Source organism: Streptomyces malaysiense (assembly GCF_000980885.2).
GTDB classification, from domain to species: Bacteria; Actinomycetota; Actinomycetes; order Streptomycetales; family Streptomycetaceae; genus Streptomyces; species Streptomyces malaysiense.
In genome coordinates this window covers 117,413-135,960 of record NZ_LBDA02000033.1, presented here as the reverse complement: position 1 = coordinate 135,960, position 18,548 = coordinate 117,413, and the positions used below count along the sequence as shown (strand labels likewise).

The following is an 18,548-nucleotide window of genomic DNA, read 5'->3' as shown; positions in this document are numbered from 1 at the left end:
CGTCCACCACCGATGCTGGGGCTTCACCGAAGGTGAAGGTCAAACCCCCTGTCCCGGTTCCGGGCCGCTTGTTAGCCTCGCGGGTGTCCGGACGTCGTACGACAGGGAGACCCGCCGTGCCCCGCATAGCCCTCGCCACCTACGACCCCGGTACCGCCCCGAGCAGGGACGCGGACCTGCCGGTGCTGGTGCGGGCGCTGAACGAGGCCGGCGCTCGGGCCGACGCCCCCCACTGGGACGACCCCGGCATCGACTGGTCCGCGTACGACCTCGTGGTCGTGCGCTCCACCTGGGACTACAGCTGGCGCGCGGCGCTGTTCACGGCCTGGCTGGAGCGGGTGGCCCGGGTGACCCGGATCGCCAACCCCGCCGAGGTCATCCGCTGGAACCTCGACAAGCGCTACCTGGGCGAGCTGGCCGCGGCCGGCGTCCCCACCGTCCCGACGAGCTACGTCGCCCCAGGCGAGGACGGTGCGGCGGCCCTGCCCGCCGACCACGAGTACGTCATCAAGCCGACCTCGGGCGCGGGCGCCCGCTTCGCCGCCCGCTACACCCCCGCCGAGCACGAGACGGCCGTACGGCACCTCGCGCGGATGCACGCCGAGGGCTTCACCGCGATGGTGCAGCCCTACCTCGAGAGCATCGACGTCACCGGTGAACGAGCCCTCCAGTTCTTCGGCGGCCGCCTGCTGCACGCGAGCCGCAAGGGGGCAGTCCTCTCCCCCGGCACCCCGTACGACGCGGACAAGGTCGCCCACCCCGACCTCACCCCCTGGCAGCCGACGGACGCCGAACTCGTCGTGGCGGAAAAGGCGTTGGCTTCCGTGCCCGGCTCCTCCGCGCCGCTCCTCTACGCCCGCGTGGACCTCGCCGACGGCCCCGAAGGCACACCTCGCCTGATGGAACTCGAACTGGTGGAACCGAACCTCTTCCTCTTCCTGCACCCGGACTCCCTGCCCCGGACGGCGGCGGCGATCCTCGCCGAAGCCGAAGCCACCGCCTAGGACCCCCGAGGCCGCGCCGCCGCGGTGCGCTGGAGCAGGCCCCAGGTGAACTCGGCGACCGTGTCCCGGGGTACGCCCTCCCGGTCGGGCGCGGTGAAGGCGAGGCCCCAGCGGGTGGGGGCGGTGCCCTCCAGGGGGCGGGCCGGGGGAAAGGCGCGGGCGACCTCGTCCACGGTGCAGGACCAGGGGACGAGGTCTTCCAGGGTACGCAGGACGGGGGGCGTGGCACCGGGCGCCCGTACGAGCCATTCGTTCCATACGGCGCCGTCGGGCCCGACCAGCACCTCGAACCTGAGGCCGGGCCACAGCGGGAGTGCCCACCGGCGGGCCTCGCACCGGACGTCCCCGAAGTCGCGGCGGCCGACGCTCTCGGGCTCCCCGAGGACCGACCGGTACCGCGCCGCGGCCCCCCGCCCCCTCGGCGAACGGACCATCGCCTGCCAGCGCTTGTTGGCCTCCCGCATCTCCGAGATCGACACCCCCAGCGTTCTGCGGGCCTCGTCGACCAGCACGGGATTGTGATCGGCCATACGGCGCAGCAGCACCAGCTGAAAATCAAGAGCCACGGTATCCATGGTGCCCGGGGGCCGGGACGTTCACCGGCGCCGGACGGGTGCCCGTTCCTCCGGCACCGTGAGGCTCGGGGCCGGGGCCGGGGCCGCCGCCAGCGCGCGGACCGCCGCTACCTCCCTCGGGTGCCGCAGCGCCGAGGAGATGGACGCGATGTCCCGCAGGAGCACCGCGGGGCCGGAGCCCGCCGTCACCTCCCGCCCGTCGTTCTCGACCGCGTCCAGGACGCCCACCGCCGCCGCCAGCGCGCGGGCCCGCGCCGCCGGATGGCCCAGCGCGGTCGCCGCCGCGTACGCGCGGTCCGTCAGGTCCGTGTCCACGTGCCGGGCGAGCGGCAGCAGGGCGTCGCGGATGTACGTCTCGCGGCGGATCAGCCGAAGCTCCGTCGTGGCCCGCAGCGAGAACCGCGGCCCCGAGCCCGCCGCCGGGCACAGCACCCGGTACAGCGGCCCCAGCCGGTGATGCGCCAGCCGGACCCGGCACCGGTCGTGCAGGGCCTGCCCGGCGTGCGGCAGGATGAAGCCGGCCGCCAGCAGGATCGCGGAGAGCGAGGCCACCGGCGGAGCCAGGTTCGTGCTGAGCCAGTCCGGGTCCCGGCCCGCCCACCGCGCGGCCACCGCCGTCACCTTGGCCGCGTCGTACAGCAGGCTCAGCGCGTACCCCCCGCCCAGCAGCCGCAGCCCCCACCGCAGCCAAGGGTCCAGCCCCCGGTCCCGTACCCAGTCCCAGATCACCCGGGAACTCAGCGCACAGGCGACGGTGTGGGCCAGCAGGTAGAGCAGGATCTCCTCGCGCATGAACGGCGTACGGGCGTAGTACGTGTCCAGGTCCCGTACCCGCTCCACCGGCACGTCGGCCAGCAGGAACAGCACCCACAGCGCGACGACCACCAGGATGTACCCGGAGACGATCCACCACGCCGCCCGCCGGGTGCGGGCCGGCCGGCCGGCCCGCCCGTCGCTGCCGGCCCGCCAGGTGACGATGAACAGCAGCCCCGCCCCGGAGTTCGCGGTGATCAGCGAGTAGCACCAGGGCGCCGAGAAGTTGGGCACGCCGGTGAGCACGTTCATCCGGTGGATCACCGACGGCACGCAGAACACGAACACCGTGCAGGCGAACAGGAGCACCCCGCCGACCGCGCGCAGCAGCGGGTCCCGCCACAGCCGGATGATCGTGGGCAGCTTCAGCAGCAGCGCGGTGGTCAGCAGTGCCGCCGGGATCCAGAAGGAGATGTACAAGCGGCTGAGCAGCGCCGAGGGGTCCAGCGCCAGCGTGCTCACCGCGCCGCTCCGCCCCGCCCGCGATAGCCGAGCGCACGCTGCAGGGGGTCGGGCGGGCAGTCCCCGGGGCCGCCGAGCCGGGTCCGCAGCAGCGTGGCGAGCCGGTGGCCGAAGTCGTCCGCCTCGGCCTCGTCCGCCTCGCGGGACCCGTTGCGCGCGGCCACCGTGAGCGCCCGGTCCGGCCAGCCGGGGGCCTCGGCGAAGGCGCGGGCCGCCGCGTCGCCGGCGAGGTGGTGGTGCCGGTGTCCGGCGTGCAGATGCCACAATTCATGGCCGAGGATGACCAGTTGCTGCACGTCCTCGGCCCGGTCCTCCACGATGACCAGGTCGAAGTCGGCGAACTCCACCCACAGCCCGGTCACCTCGATCTCGTCCGGGAAGCGTTCGAAGCGCAGTTCCAGCGGCCGGCCGCCGCGCAGCGCGCTCATCTCCTCGCACAGCGCCCGGCACAACCCCCGTACGTCGTCGGGTGCTTCGGGGCGGGCGCGGACCGCGGAGGCCAGCTCGCCGGCGAGGGAGCGCATGGCCGTGCCGGGGCCGCCGGGGCGTCGCAGCCGTGCGGTCAGCCGTGCCGCCCGCTGTCGCGCGCCCGCGATGCCCATCCGTTCCCTTTCCCGCCTCCGCCGCTGCCCGCGGCCGCCCGCCGTCGGAGCCCCGTCGAGCGTACGCGCCCGGATGTGCCCGCGTCACGCGATCCCGGGGGCGTGGTTCAAGACACAACCAACCCCCCGGCCGCCCTGCCCAGCAGGGTCAGCCGGACCTCGCCCGGCCCCGACAGCGTGGTGAACTCGGACAGCACCGCCAGCGCGAGCGTGTTCTCGCCCCGAGTCCGCAGCACCCCGTTGGGCAGCGCGAACGTGTGCTGCGGGCCCACGTTGTTGACGTACTGCCCCATGTTCCATCCGTTGAGGAAGATCTGCGCCCGGTACGCCCGGTACGGATCGTCCTGGAGCGTCAGCCCGACCGACGCGTCCACGTCGCCGGGTACGGCCAGCCGGAACGTCGTCCGGTACCAGGTCACCCCCTGGTACCGCTCGGCGCGCGGGAAGTCCGCGGACTCCCAGCCGCCGTCCTCGAACCCCGGCAGGTGCCAGCCCGAACGCTCCCCGTGCAGACCCCCGTTGTTCAGCGGACCGCGCACCGGATCGGTACGGCCCTCGCCCTGGATGCGCCAACGGACCTTCGGAGAGGCCCCCTTGAAGACCGCAGCCGTGAGACCCCGCGCGGCCTTGTGGGTGTCGTCCGCCTTGCCGTCCTGGTCGTGCTGCATCCGCCGCACGAGGACGGACAGCACGTGCCGGCCGGGCGAGCGCAGCGCGTCGCGCACCGGGAACGCGGCCGTGTCCGACCACGTCCCCTTGCGGATCGTGGCGGAGTCCGGCACCGGCATCCGGTGCGTGCCCAGCGGTTCCCCGTCCAGCCACGCCATCAACAGCCCCTGGGTGCCGGTGCTGTAGCCGAGCGCGACCTCCGAGATGTCGCGGGAGTCGTCGAAGACGCCCCGGTACCAGACGTCCCCGTAGTGGAACCCGTAGTCGTCGGCGAACAGCACCGGCTGTCCGTCCGGGACGGCCGAAGTGCTGTACGACGTCGTCTTGTCCGCCGTCCTCCAGTTCGAGTCGTCGTAGTTCGGGCCCGCCTCGGGGTTCTCCCGGCGCATCCGCCACTTGCCGAGCGCGGGCAGCCGGACCTCCGGCACCCCGGGCAGCATCCGCGTGGTCATCAGGCTGCCGGACATCGTCACCCGGGTGGCCAGCTCGCGCCCGTTCCAGACCAGGCTGGAGACGCCGCGCGGCCCCCACACCTCCAGGCTCGTCGGGTCGGTGATGTCACCGGTCAAGTGGACTTCGGAGCCGCGCAGTTCGACGTGGCGCAGCAGCTGGGGGCCGTACACCAGCAGGGTGCCGGACGGGGTGTCGTACGGGAAAAGCCGCACGGAGGTGGCGTCGTCGGCGAAGAGGAGGAGCAGCGGGGTGTCGGTGTCGCCCTTCTCCACCAGGACGCGGATCAGACCGCTCTGTCCGAGCGGCGCGCTCACGTGCAGCCCCGAGTCGTCCACGCCCCAGGCGGCCTCCGGGTCGAGCCGCATGACGTCCGGGTCCGTGTCGCACGCCAGCAGCAGCTCGGCCATCTCGCCCTTGCGCCCGGTGAACACGGCGATGTCCTGCCGCCCGGCGGTCAGGCACATGGCCGGCTGCACGGTGGCGTACCTCAGCTTCCGCCTGCCCAGCGACAGATTGGTCGCCAGCAGCTTGGCGTCCTTGCCGGGCACGGTGATCCGCACATGCCCCTCGGCGGTGGGCAGTTCCGACGTCACCGGGTCGGCGGCGTCGTTCCGGGCGACGTACACATGGGCGCCGGTGTCCGGGTTGGTCAGGTGGTAGACCTTCAGCCCCTCGGCGCGCACGTCCGCCGCGCGGTCCAGCTTGGTGAAATCGGGGACGCGTTGGAGCAGATGCCCGAGCTGGTGCATCGGAGCGATCTTCGCGGTGACGTTGCGGGCCTCGTCGATCGCCGCGCCGTAGTCGTACGACGTGTAGACGACCGGCGCGGGCAGCCAGCCCCAGGAGGTGCCGCCGAAGGTCATGTAGACGTTGTGCAGGGTGATGCCGTTGGCCAGGTTGGTCAGGTAGAAGCGGCGTTCGTAGGCGGAGTCCCGGGTGCGGCGGGCCTCGGCGTACCCCTTGCCGTCGTAGAAGGAACCGCCCCACGGGTCGAACCAGCCGCCGCCGAACTCGGGCGTGAACCCGGGCGTGGTGGGCGAGGCGCTGGAGCCGCCCTTCGCCCCGCCGGGCCCGAACGTCCCCCAGTCCGGTGGGGTCCGGGACGGCGAGGGGTAGCCGTCGAAGCCGTACAGCCAGCCACCGCGCTCACCACCGGTGTCGAAGGAGCCCGGGGTCCAGTACCCGTTGCGCCCCTTGTCGTTGTGGAAGAGGGGTACGTCGATGCCGTCCGCGCGCACCTTCTTGTACAGGTGGGACATGTAGGCGCGGCTGTCCGCCGAGTCCACTCGCGCGTCGAACTCGTTCTCGATCTGGTAGAGCAGCACGGTGCCCTTGCCCTGGGTGAACAGGTGCTCGCGGGCGATCCGGTCGACGTGCGTCAGCCATTCGTCCACGTGCGCGAGGTACGTCGGGTCGGCCGAGCGGGCCCGCCCCTTCGTCGCCGTCAGCCAGCCGGGGAAACCGCCGCCGTCCACCTCGGCGTTGATGTACGGGCCCGGACGCAGGATGACGTAGAGGCCGGTCTCGGCGGCCGTACGCAGGAACAGGTCCAGGTCCCGGACGCCGGAGAAGTCGTACGTCCCCGGGGCGGGGGAATGGTAGTTCCAGGCGACGTAGATGCTCACGGCGTTGTAGCCGTGCGCGCGCATCTTCTGGAGCACGTCCCGCCACAGGGCGGGGCTCGGCAGCCGGAAGGGGTGCAGTTCGCCCGACCACACGACCAGCCGTCTGCCGTCCACCAGCAGGGAGTAGCGGTCGTACCCGACGGTGTGGTGCTCGCCGTCCGCGCGGGGCGGGGCGGGCGTCGGACCGGTCGGCACGCTGCGGGCCGCGTACGCCGAGGGCGCCCCGGTTCCGCCGCTGCCGCTCAGGGCGAGGCCGAGCGCGGCCGAGCCGGTCAGGGCACTGAAGGTACGTCTGCTGAGCGCCAAGGTGGATCCTCCCGGCGGTCTTACGGGGCGCGAAGGTGCGGCCATTCTCCACGCGAGGAGGTCCCGCGATGGATTCATGAGGATCTCGGCACGGGCGGATTACGCGGTACGGGCGGTTGGAGCTGGCCGTACGGCAGGGTAACGGCCCGGTGAAGGCAGAGGAAATCGCGGCCCCGCGAGCCGGGCGCGGTCGTCGCACCGCCGTCTTTCGAGAATGTTTTCGACCCCGCACCAAACATTCACAGCGGCGCCTAGGAACGTGACGCGCGTCGACCCTAGTCTTCCGGCGTCATGGACTACTGCCTCCCGTGCCGACGGCACCTCAACGGCGCCCTGGTCTGCCCGGGGTGCGGAACACCGGCCGACCGAATACCCGGTCCGGCGGCGGTGGCGCCGCAGCGCGGGGAGCCCGACGCCGGGCCGGAACCGGACGAGGGGAGCCCGGCAGGGAAGCCCGCAGGGGGCCGTTCGGAGCGGCGCGGTCGCCGGGCCGCCGCCCACCGCCGGCGCCGTCGCCGCACCGCCCTGCTCGCCGCCGGCTTCGTGCTCGCGGCCGGCGGCCTCGGCCTCGCCGAACTCGGTACGGACGCGCCGCTGCCCTTCACCGGCGCCGGCACGGCCACCGTCAAGAGCACCTCGGCCGACGACGGCGACGGCTCCGGCCCCCCGGGAGGCGCCACCGCCCCGCCCCGGGCCGGCGACGTCCGGGTGACCTCTGGCGCGACGGCCGCCGCGAGCGGGTCCCCGTCGGCTGGGGCCACCGGATCCGCCTCCCCGTCCGCCACCGCCGCCACCGGTACGGCTCAGGCACCGCCCTCCGCGACCACCGCCGGCTCGCCCGTCACGGCCCCCGCCACCGCGCCCGCGACGCGGCCGGCCACCGCACCCCCCACCACCGCCCCGGCGACCTCCGCGCCGCCCCCGTCGCCGTCCCCGTCCCGGACCTGCGACCGCTTCCTGTGGTGGTGCACCTGATCAGGGCCGCGCCCGAACTGCGCCTCTCCCATGCCATCGGCCGTTCGGGGCATCGATGACACCGAAGGGCCGTCGCAACGGTTGAGTCGTTGCAGGAACAGGTTCTGAAGGAGAACGGATGACGCAGGACACCGCCGTGCACGGCACGGTCGCCGAGGGGTTCGAGACGGTACGGGAAGAATTCGCCGCGTTAGTCGCCGGCGAACGGGACGACTACGAGGGCCAGCTGTGCGCCTATGCGCACGGGCGGCGCGTGGTGGACCTGTGGGCGGGCGGGGCCGGGGCCGGTGACGCGCTGTACGGCGTGTTCTCGGCCACCAAGGGCGCGGCCCACCTGGTCACGGCGCTGCTGGTGCAGGACGGCACGCTGGAGCTGGACCGCAAAGTAACTTACTACTGGCCGGAGTTCGGGGCCGAGGGCAAGGGCGAGCTGACCCTGAGGGACCTGCTCGCGCACCGTGCCGGACTGGTCGGCACGGACGCCGGGTTCACCCGCGCGGAGCTGGCGGACGACCGTGCGATTGCCGAACACCTCGCCGACCAGCGGCCGTTCTGGCGGCCGGGAGCCGCGTTCGGCTACCACGCCCTGGTCATCGGCGCGTTGACCGGCGAGGTGGTGCGCCGGGCGACGGGCCGTACGATCCAGGACCTGTACGAGGACCGGGTTCGCGCCCCCTACGCGCTGGACTTCCACCTGGGCCTGCCGGCCACCGCCGAACCCCGCTTCCGCGGTGCCCAGCCGCTGCTCCCCACCCCCGGACAGCAGGCGCTCATCGAGGCGTCGCCGCGTGGCCCGCACACCCTCGAGGCGATCGCCTTCAACCGGCACGGCGCCGAACCGACCGATCTGGAGCGGCTGTACGAGGATCGGCTGATCCGCGCCAAGGGCCCCGCCTCGGCGGGCGGGATCGCCTCGGCGCGGGGTCTCGCGCGGATGTACGCGGCGATGATCGGGGAGATCGACGGCAAGGCCCCGCTGCTGAAGGCGGACACCGTCGCCGAGTTCGGCCGGATCCACTCCGCGGGCTACGACCTCGTGACCCGCGACCACAGGTCCTTCGGCCTCGGGTTCCAGGCCACCGCCGACCTCTGGCACCCCTTCCTGGGCGCCGGCTCCATGGGGCACAGCGGCGCGAACGGCACCCAGGCGTTCGCCGACCCGCACGCCGGTCTGGCGTACGGGTACACCCGGCGACGGTTCACCTTCCCCCACGGGGCGGCGCCGGAGAACGACCGGCTGGTGCGGGCCGTGCACCGGGCGGCGACGGCCGTCGGGTGACGGCCCTTCCGGGTGGGGACCCGCATCCCCACCCAGGGACGGGGGAACCACGCGGGCGGCCGCCCGCGACCCCCGGCCGGCGACGCCCCGGAAGGCGGCGCACCGGCCGGCGGCGCTGCGGAAGGCGGCCCGGCGCGCCGGGGGTTACGGCTTGACGACCATCTTTCCGGTGTTGTCCCCGCGCAGCAGCCCCAGGAACGCCTCCAGGGTGTTCTCGATGCCGTCCACGACGGTCTCGCGGTACTTCAGCCGACCCGAGGCCACCCACGGCCCGACCTCGCGCACGAACTGCGGCTGGAGATCGCGGTGGTCGTTGACGAGGAAGCCCTCGATCCGGCCCCGCGTCTGGATCAGCCGGGCCAGGTTGCGCGGGCCGGGCGCGGGCTCGGTGTCGTTGTAGACCGAGATCATGCCGCAGACGGCGATCCGGCCGCCCTGCCGCAGCGAGCCGATCGCCGCCTCCAGGTGGTCCCCGCCGACGTTGTCGAAGTACACGTCGATCCCGTCGGGCGCGGCCTCGCGAAGCTGCTCCGACACCGGCCCGTTCTTGTAGTTGAACGCCGCGTCGAAGCCGTACTCCTCCACCAGCAGCCGCACCTTCTCGTCCGACCCGGCCGAGCCGATGACCCGCGAGGCCCCCTTGAGCTTCGCGATCTGCCCCACCTGGCTGCCGACGGCCCCCGCGGCGCCGGACACGAACACGATGTCGCCCTCCTTGAAGGAGGCGGTGCGCAGCAGGCCCGCGTACGCGGTCAGACCGGTCATGCCGAGCACGCCGAGGTACGCGGACAGGGGCGCCGCGTCCGGGTCGACCTTCACGGCGTGCTGCGCGTCCAGCACGGCGTACTCGCGCCAGCCGAGGAAGTGCAGCACGTGGTCGCCGGCGGCGATCCCCTCGGCGCGGGACTCGATCACCTCGCCGACCGCGCCGCCCTGCATGACCTTGCCCAGCTCGAACGGGTCGACGTACGACTTCGCGGCACTCATCCGGCCCCGCATGTACGGGTCCACGGAGAGGTACGTGTTCCGTACCAGGATCTGGCCCTCGCCCGGGGTCGGCACGGGCGTCTCCACGAGCGCGAAGTCCTCGGGCTTCGGCCAGCCGACGGGGCGGCTGAGCAGGTGCCATTCGCGGTTGGTGTTCGTCGTCATCGCAGCGGTGCCTTTCATTTACTTCACTACCTGAAACAATGGTTAGGCTGAATATTTCAGATTGTCAAGTAACCGGGTAGGGTGTGGGGCATGGCACCACCGCATACCCGCCGTCCGGACCAGCTGACCCTGGACGTCGTAGAACTGATCGCCGAGGTCGTGGCGCGCTATCACGCGGACTACGACGAGGCGGCGGCCGAGCACGCCCTGACCGGCGCGCAGGCCAAGCTCCTCAGCCTGCTGTCCCTCGGGCCGCTGCCCATGCGCAAGCTCGCGCAGAAGCTGAAGTGCGAGCCGTCGAACGTGACGGGGATCGTGGACCGCCTGGAGGCCCGGGGCCTGGCCGAGCGCCGCCCGGACCCCGCGGACCGCCGCATCAAGATGGCCGCGGCCACGGAGGAGGGGCTGCGGGTGGCCCGCGATCTGCGAGAGGGGCTGCACTTCGCGCGGGAGCCGCTGGCGGGGCTGTCGGCGCAGGAGCGGGCGACCCTGCGGGATCTGCTGCGGCGCATGCTCGACGCGTAGGGTTTCCGCCATGCGTGATCTAGGGGTGGGATTCAAGTACCTGGTCGAAGGCCAGCGATGGGTGGCCCGGCACGGCCGGCGGTACGGCGCCGCCCTGCTGCCGGGCCTGATAGCGCTGGTCCTCTACGCGGCCGCGCTGGTCGCGCTGGCGATATGGGGCGGCGACGCGGTGACGTGGGCCACACCCTTCGCGGACCACTGGTCGAGCCCATGGGGCACGCTGTTCCGGGGCCTGCTGACCGCGGTGCTGTTCGCGCTGGGGCTGCTGCTGGCGGTGCTCACGTTCACCGCGGTGACGCTGGTGATCGGGCAGCCGTTCTACGACAGCCTGTCGGAGCGGGTCGACGCCTCCGCGTCGCCCGACGGCATCGCCCCCCGGTCCGCGCTCCCCTTCTGGCGGGAGCTGTGGCTGTCGGTGCGGGACAGCCTCCGCATCCTGGTCCGGGCGACGGTGTGGGGCGTACTGCTCTTCGCGCTCGGCCTGCTGCCGTTCGTCGGCCAGACGGCCGTACCGGTGCTGGGCTTCTTCGTGACGGGCTTCTTCCTCGCGGAGGAGCTGACCTCGATCCCCCTGCAGCGCCGGGGCCTCGACCTGCGCACCCGCCTCACCCTGCTGCGCTCGCGCCGCATGCTGGTCTGGGGCTACGGCACCCCGCTCGGGCTCGCCTTCCTGGTCCCGTTCGTCGCGATCTTCCTGATGCCGGGGGCGGTGGCCGGCGCGACGCTGCTGGCACGGGACCTGCTGGGGGAGGAATCCGGACCGGCGGAACCCGAGCCCGTCACCCGGGAGCGGACGACGGACCGCTGACCGCGCCCTCGGCCGCGTATGGCAGACTCCCGGGCCGCGAGTACCGAAGAGGTGCCGAGAGCACGGGGGAGAGCCGACGTGTTTCCAGGTCAGCAGCAGAATCAGCAGCAGGGGTATCCGCCGTACCAGCAGCAGGGGTACCCGCCGTACCAGCAGCCGCAGCAGCCGCCGTACCAGCAGCAGGGGTATCCGCCGTACCAGCAGCCGCCGTACCAGCCGCAGGGGTACCCGCCCCACCAGAATCAGCCGTACCCGCCCCAGGGCCACCCGCCGCAGCCCTACCCGCCCCACCAGGCGCCCCCGGCGCCCGTCCGGCACGTCGGTGAGAGCCGGATGCGGCTGGATCCCGGTCTCACGCCCGAGCAGCGCGAGTTGGCGCTCCGGATCCAGGCGAAGGCCAAGCCGATGTCCTACGGGATGGTGCTCGGGCTGCCGCTGACCTCCGGCGGCCTGCACTACGGGTTCACCCGGGGCCCGATCGGGTTCGCCGCGGCGGTCGCCGGACTCGGGCTGCTCGCCCTCGGCGGCTACTCGCTGATCCAGATGCGCGGACTGCGCGGCCGGTTGAGGCTGATCACGGCGGACGCCTGGCGCAGTCCCGCCGCGCATCTGCCGGGCGCGCGCAAGGCCGCCACCTTCGCCGCGTATCTGAACGGCCTGCTCGTCCTGCTGTCGCTCACGGGAACCGGCTGGCTCCTCTACAAGGGCGCCGGATGGGGCGCCTACGGCAACTCCTTCGGGTTCGGCGCCCTGGTGACCGCCGCCGCGCTGCCGTTCGGCATGGCGATCGGCGCCGCGAGCACCCTGCCGCAGCTGCTCCAGGTGATCCCCGCCGGCGCGAAGGTCGGACGGAGTCTGTACTCGGTCATCTTCGCGCTGGCGACGACCGTCGCGGGCGAGGGGGTGAAGGGCGGCGAGGCGGAGCAGGCCGCGGCCGGTATCGGCACCATGCTGATCTGCGCCGCCGCGATGACCCTCCTGAAGCGGGCGGCCGCCCGGATGCGCGGCGAGACCCCGGGCCCCCTGCGCGTCGCCCGCCGCGAGGGGGACTGACCCGGACCGCTCCGGCCCGGCCGCGATCTCAGGCGGGTGTCGTCCGCAGGCGGCGGCGATGCGTTCGAGAGCGGCGTCGGCGGACTCCAGCCGGCTGCGGGCGCGTTCGACGCGGACCGACTCGATGCAGCCGTGCGGGGTCCTGCCCGGCTCGTTCTTGGCGCCTGCTCCGGCGGGACGCTGAACTGGCTCTGCCCGCTGGGCCGTTTCAGGTACATCACCTGCTGCCGGGCGACCCGCAGCGTCCCTGACGGGACCTGCTCGCGAAGGAGATCCTCCGGCCCGCGCCGGCCGGGGGACGCCCGCGGGCACCGTCAGCGCACGGAGAAGCCGTACACCGTCTCCGAGCGGTACACCTCGCCGGGGCGCAGCACCGTGGACGGGAAGTCCGGGTGGTTCGGGGAGTCCGGGAAGTGCTGGGTCTCCAGGGCGATCCCGTCGCATGGGGCGAAGGGCGCGGGGAGGTGGTCGCCGGTGTAGAGCTGGAGTCCGGGTTCGGTCGTCGAGACGGTGAGGGTACGGCCGCAGGACGGGTGGTGCAGTTCGGCGACCTCCTCGGGCACCAGCGTGACGCCCTTGTCGAGCACGAAGTTGTGGTCGTACCCCGTGCCCACCTCGCGGGGGGTGCGGAAGTCGAAGCGCGAGCCGGTCACCTCGCGCAGCTCGCCCGTGGGGATCAGGTCTCCGTCGATCGCCGTCAACCGGGAGGCGGCGAGCCGCAGTTCGTGGCCGGCCGCCGAACCCGCGCCGGAACCGGCGAGGTTGAAGTAGCCGTGGCTGGTGAGCGCGACCACGGTCGGCGCGTCCGTCGTCGCCTCGTACGCGATGCGCAGCGCACCGGAGGCGTCCAGCGTGTACGTCACCGCCACGTCGAGCCGGCCCGGGAAGCCCTCCTCGCCGTGCGGACTCACCCGGGCGAGCCGCACCCCGTGCTCGACGGCCGCCGCCTCCCACACCCGCTTGTCGAACCCCCGCGCGCCCCCGTGCAGCAGATGCGGCCCCTCGTTCGGCTCCAGGGCGTACACCGCGTCGTCCAGCGGGAACCGCGCCCCCGCGATCCGGTTGGCGTACCGCCCGACCAGCGCGCCCAGGTACGGCTCCGGATGCGCGAGATAGCCGTCGAGGCCGGCGAACCCGAGCACCACGTCTGCCGTCCGGCCCTCCCGGTCCGGCACCTCGACCGAGCGCACGATCCCGCCGTACGTCAGGATCTCCACCCGCGTCCCGCCCCGCTCCAGCGTCCAGCGGTGGACCTCGGTGCCGTCGGGGAGTGTGCCGAAGAGTTCGCTCATGCCGAAACCCTAGGTGACCGGCGAGGTCCTCTGTAGCGTGCTGTCCATGCGACCCGTCACCGTGTCGACCGAGGTTCCGTACCCGCCCGCACAGGTTTACGAGTTCCTCGATGTGCTGGCCCATCACGAGCGGTTCACCGACCACTATCTGACCGACTGGCACTACAGCGGCCCGAGCCGCGGTTTCGGCGCCCGCGCCACCGTCACGGCCGTCCTGGGCGGTACGAGGACCGGTGTCAGCATCGAGGTCATCAACTCCGAACCGCCCGAGCGCATCGTCGAGCACAACGTCAGCGCCGCCGGCCGCCGCGAGGCCCACGGCATATACACCATCGCCCCGCTCCCGGACGGCGGCGGCAGCCGGGTCTCCTTCACCTACACCTGGCTGCGCGCACCGCTGCCCGACCGCCTGCTGGCCCCCGTCGTCCGCGCCACGATGCGCCGCGCCAACCACACGGTCCTGCGCCGGCTCGCCGCCGAACTGGCCCGGCACCAGGACGGGGGCGGGGGCGCTACGCCGCCGGACCCGCGGCCGTGACCGTACGGTAGGCGATCGCCGCCAGCCGGGCCTGGCCGTCCTTGCTGGGGTGGAACCAGTCCCAGTGGCTGAGCTGGTCGGTGCCGAAGCGGTAGTCGTACACCGCGTCGCCGTCGAAGCGGCAGCGGCGGTCGGCGGCGCAGACCTCCTCCAGCACCTTGTTGTAGGCGACCACCCGGTCCTCGACCTGGTCGCGCCGGTGCTCGGCCGCCTCGCCCAGGTCGTCGGCGTCGCCCAGCATCGAGGGGCAGATGCCGAGCTTCCAGACCTCCTTGCCCAGCGGATTGCCCCGGCCCTGCTCCCAGAGCCGCTTCAGGTTCGGCACGCTCGCGACGTACACCTGCGCCCTGGGGGCGGCCGCGCGCAGGGTGCGCAGGGCCTCCTCGAAGTCCGCGCGGAAGCCGGCCACCGGGGTCATCGCCCGGGTGGAGGAACGGCAGGCGTCGTTCGCTCCGACCATCACCGTGACCAGTTCCGGGTCGCGACTCGCCGCATCCGCCATCTGCTGCGAAAGATCCGCCATTCGGGCGCCCGTCATCGCGTAGTTCCAGCTGTGCCCGGCCGCGCCCTCCGCGCCGAGGAGCCGTACCGCCAGACTCTCCACCTGGGCGTCGCTGCCCGTCGCCCAGGACACCTCGGGGCAGTCCGACAGCACCGTGCACGCGTCGAAGCCCCGGGTGATGGAGTCGCCGACCGCGGCGATCGAGGCCGGACTGCGGTTCCACACCGGTGCCTCGGCGGCCCGCGCCCCGGTGCCGCGGGCCGCGGGCGAGCCCCCGGCGTCGCACCCGGCGGCGCCCAGCACGGTGGCCGCCGCCACGGCCAGCGCGAGCCGCGCCCGGTGCCTTCGCTTCCGCATCCCTGGTGTTCTCCTCGATCGAAGTGGGTGCTCCCCCCATGACAACGTGCGAGGGTTCCCGGTACCGGGCCCGCTGGAACGAACGGGGCCCGTACAAGCGTCCCCCTGGGTGAATGGTGAAGGATTCCTGCCACCGGGACCGACGGTACGTCACACTCCTTGCCCCGGCGCAGGGTAGCCTCGCCATCAGCGCGGCCGTCGTGCCACAGCCGCCAGCCAGCCAGCAAGATGTCCCGCTCAGCCCGGAGGTTCCGGTGACGACACGTGGAGTTCTGTACGTGCACTCCGCGCCGCGCGCGCTGTGCCCGCACGTCGAGTGGGCCGTCGCCGGGGTGCTCGGCACGCGCGTCAACCTCGACTGGATCCGGCAGCCCGCGGCCCCCGGCACCTGGCGCTCGGAGTTCTCCTGGCAGGGCCGGCCCGGCACCGCCTCCAAGCTCGCCTCCGCGCTGCGCGGCTGGCATCTGCTGCGCTTCGAGGTCACCGCGGAGCCCTGCGCCACCGCCGAGGGCGAGCGCTACAGCTGCACCCCGGACCTGGGCATCTTCCACGCCGTCACCGGCATCCACGGCGACATCCTCATCCCCGAGGACCGGCTGCGCGCCGCCCTCACCCGCTCCCAGCGCGAGGAGACGGACCTGGAGGCCGAGATCGCCAAGCTGCTCGGCAAGCCGTGGGACGACGAACTGGAGCCGTTCAGGTACGCCGGGGAGGGCGCGCCGGTGCGGTGGCTGCACCAGGTGGTCTGAGCACGGCCGGATTCGTCCGCGGACACGGGAAAGGGCCCCACCGGCCGGTGGGGCCCTTTCCCGTGCGTACTCAGATCGTGCGGAACGCCAGCACCACGTTGTGGCCGCCGAACCCGAACGAGTCGTTCAGCGCGGCGACGCGGCCCTGCGGCAGCTGCCGGGCCTCGCCGACCACGATGTCCGCGTTGACCTCGGGGTCGAGTTCCTTCACGTTGATCGTCGGGGGCGCCGTGCGGTTCACCAGCGCCAGGATCGACGCCACCGTCTCGATGCCGCCGGCGCCACCGAGAAGGTGACCGGTCATCGACTTGGTGGCGGAGATCGCCATGTGCTCGACGTCGTCGCCGAACACCTTCCACAGCGCCTTGATCTCGGCGGTGTCACCCTGCGGGGTGGACGTGGCGTGCGCGTTGACGTGTACGACCTCGGCCGGCTTCAGGTCCGTGCTGTCCAGCAGGTTCTGCAGCGCGTGCGCGATGCCGTTGCCCGAGGGCTCGGGCTGCGTGATGTGGTGACTGTCGGCGGAGATGCCCTGGCCGACCGCCTCCACGTAGATCCGGGCGCCGCGGGCCTTCGCGTGCTCCTCGGACTCAAGGATGATCACGCCGGCGCCCTCGCCGAGCACGAAGCCGTCGCGGCCCGTGTCGAAGGGCCGGGACGCGCCCGAGGGGTCCTCGTTGTTCTTGGACATCGCCATCATGTTGCCGAACGCGGCGATGGGCAGCGGGTGGATCGCGGCCTCGGTGCCACCGGCGATGACGACGTCCGCACGCCCGGTGCGGATCATCTCGATCGCGTACCCGATGGCCTCGGCGCCGGAGGCGCAGGCCGACACGGGGGTGTGCACGCCGGCGCGCGCGCCCAGGTCGATACCGACGTTGGCCGCCGGGGAGTTGGGCATGAGCATCGGCACGGTGTGCGGGGAGACGCGGCGTACGCCCTTCTCCCGCAGCACGTCGTACTGGTCCAGCAGCGTCGTCACACCGCCGATGCCGGAGGCGATGACCGTGCCGAGACGGTCGGGGTCGACGGACGTGTCCTCGCCGGCCCTGGCGGTGAAGCCGGCGTCCTGCCACGCCTCGCGCGCGGCGATCAGCGCGAACTGCGCCGAGCGGTCGAGCTTGCGGGCCTGCGGCCGGGGGATGATCTCACCCGGCTCGACGGCGATGCGGGCGGCGATACGGACCGGGAGGTCCGCCGCCCACTCCTCCTCCAGAGGACCGACACCGGACTCGCCGGCGACCAGGGCCTCCCAGAACGAAGCTGCGTCGCCACCCAGCGGTGTGGTTGCGCCGATACCGGTGACGACCACGGTGCGATTGGTCGGGCTCACGGGAATTCTTTCTCCAACGGATGCGGGAATCTACGGCGCCACCGCCGGGTGGCGGGGCCTTGCCGACCCGAGGGCCCTGCGGCCTGACGGGCCGTAGGGCCTCAGCGAATGGCTCAGGCCTGGTGCTTGAGGATGTAGTCGGTCGCGTCGCCGACGGTCTTGAGGTTCTTGACGTCCTCGTCCGGGATCTTCACGTCGAAGCGCTCCTCGGCGGCGACGACGACCTCGACCATGGACAGCGAGTCGACGTCCAGGTCGTCGGTGAAGGACTTGTCCAGCTGGACGTCCTCAACCGGGATGCCGGCGATCTCGTTGACGATTTCGGCGAGACCTTCGACGATCTCTTCCTGAGTGGCGGCCATGTGAGGCGCTCCTTCTTCGATGTTCCAGACGGTTTGTGGCATTTGTCCCCCCATCGGATCGCATGATCCGGCACGGAGTGCCTAGGGGAGGGTAACGACCGTGGCGGCGTAGACGAGACCCGCCCCGAATCCGATGACGAGCGCGGTGTCACCGCTCTTCGCCTCCCCGGTCGCCAGGAGCCGCTCCATGGCGAGCGGGATCGAGGCGGCCGAGGTGTTGCCGGTGGTGCGGATGTCACGGGCGACCGTGACATGCTCCGGCAGCTTGAGGGTCTTCACCATCGAGTCGATGATCCGCACATTGGCCTGGTGCGGGATGAAGACGTCCAGGTCCTCCGAGGTGATCCCGGCCGCGTCCAGCGCCTGCTGGGCGACCTTCGCCATCTCGAACACGGCCCAGCGGAACACCGCCTGGCCCTCCTGCGTGATCGCGGGGAACTTGATGTTCCCCTCGCTGTCCAGCGGGAGTTCGTCGACGTCCCCGACGTGGAAACGGTCCCACGGGACGGTCTGCTTGATGATGTCGGACTTGTCGCCCTCGGATCCCCACACGGTCGGGCCGATGGCCGGCTCCGTGGCGGGACCCACGACGACCGCGCCGGCGCCGTCGCCGAACAGGAAGGCCGTGGCCCGGTCCTCCAGGTCGGTCAGGTCGCTGAGCCGCTCCACGCCGATCACCACGACGTACTCGGCGGAGCCCTCCACGACCATGCCCTTGGCCAGGGTCAGGCCGTAGCCGAAGCCCGCGCAGCCGGCCGAGATGTCGAAGGCGGCCGCCTTCTCGGTGCCGAGCTGGTCGGCGATCGAGGTGGCGATGGCCGGGGTCTGGGCGAAGTGCGACACCGTCGACACGACGACCGCGCCGACCCGCGAGGCGTCGATACCGGCGTTGGCGATCGCCTTGCCGGCCGCCTCGACCGACATCGCGGCCACCGTCTCCTCGGAGCCCGCCCAGTGCCGGCTCTCGATGCCGGAACGGGAGCGGATCCACTCGTCGGACGAATCGATCTTCTCCAGGATCACCTCGTTGGGCACCACACGGGTCGGGCGGTAGCCGCCGACACCGAGGATGCGCGCGTACGGGGCGCCCTTGCTGGGCTTGATCTTCGCCATC

18 protein-coding genes and 1 pseudogene are annotated in these 18,548 nt (G+C 72.5%); 8 read left to right on the top strand and 11 right to left on the bottom strand.

Annotated features, from left to right (window positions below; all coding sequences use genetic code 11):
• Nucleotides 1–116 precede the first annotated feature (116 nt).
• Nucleotides 117–1,004, top strand: coding sequence for an ATP-grasp domain-containing protein (locus tag VT52_RS15205; protein ID WP_046425064.1), 888 nt, complete (start codon nucleotides 117–119; stop codon nucleotides 1,002–1,004).
• Here the strand turns inward: VT52_RS15205 and VT52_RS15200 are convergent.
• From VT52_RS15200 to VT52_RS15185, 4 genes are all read right to left on the bottom strand, one after another.
• Nucleotides 1,001–1,579 (bottom strand): RNA-binding protein, encoded by a 579-nt coding sequence (locus tag VT52_RS15200; protein ID WP_046425065.1) that lies wholly within the window; start codon nucleotides 1,577–1,579, stop codon nucleotides 1,001–1,003. The two genes, VT52_RS15205 and VT52_RS15200, sit on opposite strands and share 4 nt — an antisense overlap.
• Nucleotides 1,580–1,600: 21 nt before the next feature.
• Nucleotides 1,601–2,854 carry an MAB_1171c family putative transporter gene (locus VT52_RS15195; protein WP_046425067.1) on the bottom strand — a complete coding sequence of 418 codons (1,254 nt, stop codon included), beginning with the start codon at nucleotides 2,852–2,854 and terminating at the stop codon, nucleotides 1,601–1,603.
• Entirely contained in the window at nucleotides 2,851–3,456 is a 606-nt protein-coding gene (locus tag VT52_RS15190; RefSeq protein ID WP_206306516.1) for a toxin-antitoxin system, toxin component family protein, read from the bottom strand. The genes VT52_RS15195 and VT52_RS15190 overlap by 4 nt, the downstream gene beginning before the upstream one ends.
• Before the next feature lie 107 nt (nucleotides 3,457–3,563).
• Nucleotides 3,564–6,509: a glycoside hydrolase family 35 protein gene (locus tag VT52_RS15185; protein ID WP_046425069.1), complete on the bottom strand. Its 2,946-nt coding sequence runs from the start codon at nucleotides 6,507–6,509 to the stop codon at nucleotides 3,564–3,566.
• A 291-nt stretch (nucleotides 6,510–6,800) separates the two neighbouring features.
• On the opposite strand from VT52_RS15185, the gene VT52_RS37980 reads away from it, so the two are divergent.
• Both VT52_RS37980 and VT52_RS15175 read left to right on the top strand, forming a co-directional pair.
• Nucleotides 6,801–7,484: an SCO2400 family protein gene (locus VT52_RS37980; protein WP_046425070.1), complete on the top strand. Its 684-nt coding sequence runs from the start codon at nucleotides 6,801–6,803 to the stop codon at nucleotides 7,482–7,484.
• Between the two features lie 118 nt (nucleotides 7,485–7,602).
• Entirely contained in the window at nucleotides 7,603–8,763 is a 1,161-nt protein-coding gene (locus VT52_RS15175) for an EstA family serine hydrolase (RefSeq protein WP_046425072.1), read from the top strand.
• A gap of 144 nt (nucleotides 8,764–8,907) precedes the next feature.
• Here the strand turns inward: VT52_RS15175 and VT52_RS15170 are convergent, their stop codons facing one another.
• The gene (locus tag VT52_RS15170; protein ID WP_046425074.1) at nucleotides 8,908–9,933 is read right to left on the bottom strand and encodes an NADP-dependent oxidoreductase; all 1,026 of its coding nucleotides are present in this window, start codon (nucleotides 9,931–9,933) and stop codon (nucleotides 8,908–8,910) included.
• 72 nt (nucleotides 9,934–10,005) lie between these two features.
• Here VT52_RS15170 and VT52_RS15165 point away from each other — a divergent pair, with 72 nt between their 5' ends.
• The 3 genes from VT52_RS15165 (at nucleotide 10,006) to VT52_RS15155 (ending at nucleotide 12,301) form a co-directional block, all read left to right on the top strand.
• Nucleotides 10,006–10,440 carry a MarR family winged helix-turn-helix transcriptional regulator gene (locus VT52_RS15165; RefSeq protein WP_046425076.1) on the top strand — a complete coding sequence of 145 codons (435 nt, stop codon included), beginning with the start codon at nucleotides 10,006–10,008 and terminating at the stop codon, nucleotides 10,438–10,440.
• Between the two features lie 10 nt (nucleotides 10,441–10,450).
• Nucleotides 10,451–11,248, top strand: coding sequence for an EI24 domain-containing protein (locus tag VT52_RS15160; RefSeq protein ID WP_046425078.1), 798 nt, complete (start codon nucleotides 10,451–10,453; stop codon nucleotides 11,246–11,248).
• A 78-nt stretch (nucleotides 11,249–11,326) separates the two neighbouring features.
• Nucleotides 11,327–12,301 carry a hypothetical protein gene (locus VT52_RS15155; protein ID WP_107481340.1) on the top strand — a complete coding sequence of 325 codons (975 nt, stop codon included), beginning with the start codon at nucleotides 11,327–11,329 and terminating at the stop codon, nucleotides 12,299–12,301.
• A 42-nt stretch (nucleotides 12,302–12,343) separates the two neighbouring features.
• On the opposite strand, the pseudogene VT52_RS38810 reads toward VT52_RS15155, so the two are convergent.
• Nucleotides 12,344–12,543 (bottom strand): annotated as a pseudogene (locus VT52_RS38810) (AraC family transcriptional regulator); the annotation flags it as partial.
• 72 nt (nucleotides 12,544–12,615) lie between these two features.
• On the bottom strand, nucleotides 12,616–13,593 hold the full coding sequence (locus VT52_RS15150) for an aldose epimerase family protein (RefSeq protein ID WP_046425081.1): 978 nt from the start codon (nucleotides 13,591–13,593) through the stop codon (nucleotides 12,616–12,618).
• Nucleotides 13,594–13,639: 46 nt separating this feature from the next.
• Between VT52_RS15150 and VT52_RS15145 the strand changes: the two genes are divergently transcribed.
• A complete protein-coding gene (locus VT52_RS15145; RefSeq protein ID WP_046425151.1) occupies nucleotides 13,640–14,131 on the top strand; it encodes an SRPBCC family protein in 492 nt (163 codons plus the stop codon).
• Here the strand turns inward: VT52_RS15145 and VT52_RS15140 are convergent.
• Nucleotides 14,106–14,990, bottom strand: a complete 885-nt coding sequence (locus VT52_RS15140; RefSeq protein ID WP_046425083.1) for an SGNH/GDSL hydrolase family protein — start codon at nucleotides 14,988–14,990, stop codon at nucleotides 14,106–14,108. The two genes, VT52_RS15145 and VT52_RS15140, sit on opposite strands and share 26 nt — an antisense overlap.
• 254 nt (nucleotides 14,991–15,244) lie before the next feature.
• Here VT52_RS15140 and VT52_RS15135 point away from each other — a divergent pair, with 254 nt between their 5' ends.
• Complete coding sequence (locus tag VT52_RS15135; RefSeq protein ID WP_046425085.1) at nucleotides 15,245–15,739, top strand: DUF3145 domain-containing protein; 495 nt, start codon at nucleotides 15,245–15,247, stop codon at nucleotides 15,737–15,739.
• 70 nt (nucleotides 15,740–15,809) lie between these two features.
• On the opposite strand, the gene fabF is transcribed toward VT52_RS15135, so the two are convergent.
• The 3 genes from fabF to VT52_RS15120 form a co-directional block, all read right to left on the bottom strand.
• The gene (gene fabF, locus VT52_RS15130) at nucleotides 15,810–17,072 is read right to left on the bottom strand and encodes a beta-ketoacyl-ACP synthase II (protein ID WP_046425087.1); all 1,263 of its coding nucleotides are present in this window, start codon (nucleotides 17,070–17,072) and stop codon (nucleotides 15,810–15,812) included.
• Nucleotides 17,073–17,185: 113 nt separating this feature from the next.
• Nucleotides 17,186–17,434 carry an acyl carrier protein gene (locus tag VT52_RS15125; protein ID WP_046425089.1) on the bottom strand — a complete coding sequence of 83 codons (249 nt, stop codon included), beginning with the start codon at nucleotides 17,432–17,434 and terminating at the stop codon, nucleotides 17,186–17,188.
• 81 nt (nucleotides 17,435–17,515) lie between these two features.
• Complete coding sequence (locus VT52_RS15120) at nucleotides 17,516–18,547, bottom strand: ketoacyl-ACP synthase III (protein ID WP_046425092.1); 1,032 nt, start codon at nucleotides 18,545–18,547, stop codon at nucleotides 17,516–17,518.
• Nucleotide 18,548 lies beyond the last annotated feature (1 nt).

Excerpts from the sequence above, each read along its gene's own strand:
- VT52_RS15200 (WP_046425065.1), bottom strand. The coding sequence starts at position 1,579 with ATGGATACCGTGGCTCTTGATTTTCAGCTGGTGCTGCTGCGCCGTATG.
- VT52_RS15125 (WP_046425089.1), bottom strand. The coding sequence starts at position 17,434 with ATGGCCGCCACTCAGGAAGAGATCGTCGAAGGTCTCGCCGAAATCGTC.
- VT52_RS15170 (WP_046425074.1), bottom strand. The coding sequence starts at position 9,933 with ATGAAAGGCACCGCTGCGATGACGACGAACACCAACCGCGAATGGCAC.
- VT52_RS15165 (WP_046425076.1), top strand. The coding sequence starts at position 10,006 with ATGGCACCACCGCATACCCGCCGTCCGGACCAGCTGACCCTGGACGTC.
- VT52_RS15140 (WP_046425083.1), bottom strand. The coding sequence starts at position 14,990 with ATGCGGAAGCGAAGGCACCGGGCGCGGCTCGCGCTGGCCGTGGCGGCG.
- VT52_RS15150 (WP_046425081.1), bottom strand. The coding sequence starts at position 13,593 with ATGAGCGAACTCTTCGGCACACTCCCCGACGGCACCGAGGTCCACCGC.
- VT52_RS15190 (WP_206306516.1), bottom strand. The coding sequence starts at position 3,456 with ATGGGCATCGCGGGCGCGCGACAGCGGGCGGCACGGCTGACCGCACGG.
- VT52_RS15175 (WP_046425072.1), top strand. The coding sequence starts at position 7,603 with ATGACGCAGGACACCGCCGTGCACGGCACGGTCGCCGAGGGGTTCGAG.
- VT52_RS15120 (WP_046425092.1), bottom strand. The coding sequence starts at position 18,547 with ATGGCGAAGATCAAGCCCAGCAAGGGCGCCCCGTACGCGCGCATCCTC.
- VT52_RS37980 (WP_046425070.1), top strand. The coding sequence starts at position 6,801 with ATGGACTACTGCCTCCCGTGCCGACGGCACCTCAACGGCGCCCTGGTC.
- VT52_RS15145 (WP_046425151.1), top strand. The coding sequence starts at position 13,640 with ATGCGACCCGTCACCGTGTCGACCGAGGTTCCGTACCCGCCCGCACAG.
- VT52_RS15160 (WP_046425078.1), top strand. The coding sequence starts at position 10,451 with ATGCGTGATCTAGGGGTGGGATTCAAGTACCTGGTCGAAGGCCAGCGA.